The following is a 3,802-nucleotide window of genomic DNA, read 5'->3' on the forward strand; positions in this document are numbered from 1 at the left end:
AAAACGAGGCGCATCACACGTCCATCATTGGTAGGATTGATTCCAACATCAGACGTCAAAATCGCCTTCTCGATTGCGCGCATCAAAGACGCATCCCAAGGAGTAATGGTCAAAATACGAGCTTCGGAAACAGCAATCGCCGCCACTTGATTGATCGGAGTTGGCGTTCCATAGTAATCCACCGTAATTTTGTCCAATACAGCGGGATTCGCACGACCAGCACGGATCGCCGCCAATTCCTTTGTAAGATGATTAATGACACCGGTCATTTTGTCTTCATAAACTTTGGTCTCCGAACTCATATTTCTTCTCCTCTTTTCATTTTTCAGTTACAAGTGTGCCGATTTTTTCTCCAGATACAGCTTTGGCAATGTTCTCAGGATGCAAAATATCAAAAACAAGAATCGGAAGCCGATTATCCCGGCACATTGTTGCGGCTGTGCTATCCATCACCGCAAGTTTATCTGCCAAAACACGACTAAATGTCAATGTATCATATTTTTTTGCATCATCGTATTTTTTCGGATCTTTATCATATACACCGTCTACCATCGTAGCTTTGAAAATGATATCCGCATTAATTTCAGCCGCGCGCAACGCAGACGCCGTATCCGTAGAGAAAAATGGATTTCCAGTTCCACACGCCAAGATGACGATTCTGCCCTTTTCCAAATGACGAATGGCACGATTACGAATATATGGCTCCGCAACCTGCTGCATATTTAAGGCAGTCTGTACGCGTACCTCCAGCCCCAAATGTTCCAATGAATCGGCTACTGCAAGTGCATTCATTGCCGTAGCGAGCATTCCAATTTGATCTGCGCGCGTACGTTCCATCTCTCCGCTGGAACGCCCTCTCCAAAAGTTTCCGCCGCCTACTACAATTGCAATTTGTGCCCCCAACTCATGTGCAGTTTTAATGCCAACACAAATATCCTGAATCGTATCCACATCCAGGCCAAAACCTGCAGAGCCAGCCAACGCTTCACCGCTTAATTTTAAAAGGATTCGCTTATACTGAATTGCCATCAAAGCATCACACCCTACTGATATTTTCGTTCCTATTTTACATGATTTCAGATACAAAGTAAAGATGAAAAAAGAGAAACACCCTGCCTGGGTGTTTCTCTCTATTCTCCCTTGCTATTAAAATTCTCCCATAGGAAGGAACTCGCATAGCTCTGTTTTTAATCGTTCAGCAATGAGATCTTTCCGTATCCCGCCACTTACACTTGTTACTGCGGAGATTCTTTGTGCCATTGCCGGAACGCACAATGTAAAGCAGACTCCTTGACGCGCACTTTCTGCCCAGATTCTCCCCTTCAACTGCTTTGTCAAAAGATGTGCCAAATACAAACCCATTCCTGTACCACGTCGTTCACAGTCAGCATTGGACGGCTGCCAAAACTTTTCAAACACATGCGGTAAATCTTCCCGCGGAATGCCGACTCCATTGTCACGAACGGTAATAGAAATCTGTTCGTCACGCACTGCTGCTGTAACGCGAATTTCCCCGCGACGTTCACAACGACGGCACCCCTTTATTGCGTTCGATATCAAATTCAACACAATTCTTTCTACATATTCCATATCCGTGATGACCAACTGAGGCGAGGTGAGATTGCTCTGATACGTGAAATCCACCGATTCACTGGCCGCATAAGGGACAACTTGTCTGAAAAGTTCCTCCAAAAACTCATTCAAATCAAAAGAATGCCATTCTGGTTGAGCATAACCACTCTCCAAGCGTCCAACTTGCAAAACATTGTCCGAAGCACGAATCGCTTTTCTCAAATTCTGATCCAGAATTCGCAAAAGCTGCCCGCACTTTTCTTCCAATTCAGCCTGCTGTGCATAGTGCAGTTTTGCTTCTACAGTTTGCGCCGCCACGCTGGCAAGAGAAAGAGGCGTTTTGATTTCTTCTGCAAATAAAATCAAAGCATCCTTCTTTAATAAGTGCAATGCAGTCTGCCTCGGAGAAAATTCCTCGAGCATTGGCAACAGTTGCTGTGCCAACAGCCAAACCAATTTTCGCGCAACTTGCATCGTTTCCTCGTCAAAACTGTCCGGAAGTGGCGAAAGGAAAACTACGCCCCAGTCCACTTCGTTGCAAGACATTTTAAACAATATCCCGTCCGATGCCGAAAGTTCCGTTTGCAGCCCGCTCAGTAATAAATCCGCTGTCTCCTGCCAAGAAACTTTTCCACGTTCAAAACATATCTTTTGAGGCTCCAAAACTTTCAGTTGAAACCATTCTTGTTCTCTTTTTAGCCAATAGTAAGCCATCGTATCCGGAAAGAGTTGTTTTAAACTTTGGCTTGCGTAAGAAAGAAGGGAGCCGACATCCTGTATCAGAACGACCCCTTCCATATAAGAGCGTAGAATCTCTTTTGGTAAAAAGATGTTCTGCATGTTTCTCCCCCTACTCAATTACAATCGATATTTAATTTGAACGCCAGCCGCCAACATAAACAGAAAATCTGCATTCGCCAGATGATTGGTCCCTTCAATATGCGACAAGTGTAACATTTCCTGCAGCATAGCACTGTTCTGCTGGAAAATACGTTTGATTGCCTTTCGCATTGCGCTTTCAACGCAGGATTCTGTTGTATCGTATCTCTCGGTCAAAATACGATATATTTCTTCCATTCGAGGGTACGGCTTTCCCTGCATTAAAAGGATTAGTAGCGCATCAGCAATATAAGTACAACCAAGTAACTTCATTCCGATTTCAAAGGACAAAACAACTTCCGTTACGAGTGCATTAATATCGGGACGCAAATTTTCTGTCCTGCTAGACACATGCCGAATATGGTCCATCAAAAGAGGCAGGTGTACCGGACGTGCCATAAAACAGTCCACACCATAACGCGTAAATTCTCTACAAATTCGCTCTCTAAGATCCGTAGAAGTTACAATCACATGTGCCATCCTACCACATGGCATTCTACGGAATGTCTCCAGAAAATAAAGCCACTCTTCATACGGAGCTTCCAGGCCAATCAGCAAAATATCCGGTTTCAGTCTCTCTAATTCATTGAGCGCCCGTTGTGGACTTGCAGCGCTGCCGCACAGAACGATATCCTTCTCTTCCTTCAAATACTCTGGAAAAACTGCTCGCATGGTTGGGCTAGCATCGAGCAGAAACACACGAATAGGCGATCCATGTAACTCTTCTGTTTGTCTATTCACATTCATTTGTTTGTTCCAATCCCTCCAAAAGGCCCTGATTGCATATATCCTGTATAATATCTTCCAAATGCACTGGTGTGACTGCATTTTCATACAGGAAACGAAGCAATCGATAGCATTGATTCTTCGTCGTACACAGCATACCACAACGTGCCTCGTACACACAATCCCGAATCGATTGTGTGATTTTGACCCCATAACGCTTAGAGCCGTTTTTAACATCATCGAGTACATACCGCAAAGTACTCGATGATTGTAGTGGCTCAAGTTCCGATAGGGTCCGTTCAAAAACGATCGTACCGCTCTCCATTCTTGATTCCTCACATTCCACCAAATAATTTCGTAAAGGCTGATTTTAGTGTACGAAAACGATCGAATTGTACGCAAGTGGAAATAGTCGACTTTTTTCGGCCCAAATCTTTTCTATTATTTTATCATAACGCATATATCCCTAAAAGAGGCATTCTGCAAAAACTTCTTATTTTTGTAAAAAAATGCTTGACAATCCACATTGAATGGAGTAATCTATATAAGCAATCTTCTTGGGAAGAGCTATGGGCCCGTAGCGCAGCTGGGAGCGCGTACGGTTCGCATCCGTAAGGTCGAGGGT

The 3,802-nt window shown here is 44.1% G+C and carries 5 protein-coding genes; all 5 read right to left on the reverse strand.

Annotation, left to right across the window (positions count from 1 at the left end; translation table 11 throughout):
• On the reverse strand, positions 1 to 302 hold a 302-nt coding region (locus AB5H98_RS12930), incomplete at its 3' end, for a ribosome-recycling factor (RefSeq protein WP_367926298.1).
• A gap of 16 nt (positions 303 to 318) precedes the next feature.
• Positions 319 to 1,029, reverse strand: coding sequence for a UMP kinase (gene pyrH / locus AB5H98_RS12935; protein WP_367926299.1), 711 nt, complete (start codon positions 1,027 to 1,029; stop codon positions 319 to 321).
• Positions 1,030 to 1,146: 117 nt separating this feature from the next.
• Positions 1,147 to 2,412: a sensor histidine kinase gene (locus AB5H98_RS12940; RefSeq protein WP_367926300.1), complete on the reverse strand. Its 1,266-nt coding sequence runs from the start codon at positions 2,410 to 2,412 to the stop codon at positions 1,147 to 1,149.
• 18 nt (positions 2,413 to 2,430) lie between these two features.
• On the reverse strand, positions 2,431 to 3,198 hold the full coding sequence (locus AB5H98_RS12945) for a sporulation initiation factor Spo0A C-terminal domain-containing protein (protein WP_367926301.1): 768 nt from the start codon (positions 3,196 to 3,198) through the stop codon (positions 2,431 to 2,433).
• Positions 3,185 to 3,502 (reverse strand): DUF6514 family protein, encoded by a 318-nt coding sequence (locus tag AB5H98_RS12950; RefSeq protein WP_367926302.1) that lies wholly within the window; start codon positions 3,500 to 3,502, stop codon positions 3,185 to 3,187. Before AB5H98_RS12950 ends, AB5H98_RS12945 begins: the two co-directional genes overlap by 14 nt.
• Between the last annotated feature and the right edge of the window lie 300 nt (positions 3,503 to 3,802).

It is taken from the genome of uncultured Ruthenibacterium sp. (assembly GCF_963558415.1).
GTDB lineage: Bacteria > Bacillota > Clostridia > Oscillospirales > Ruminococcaceae > Ruthenibacterium.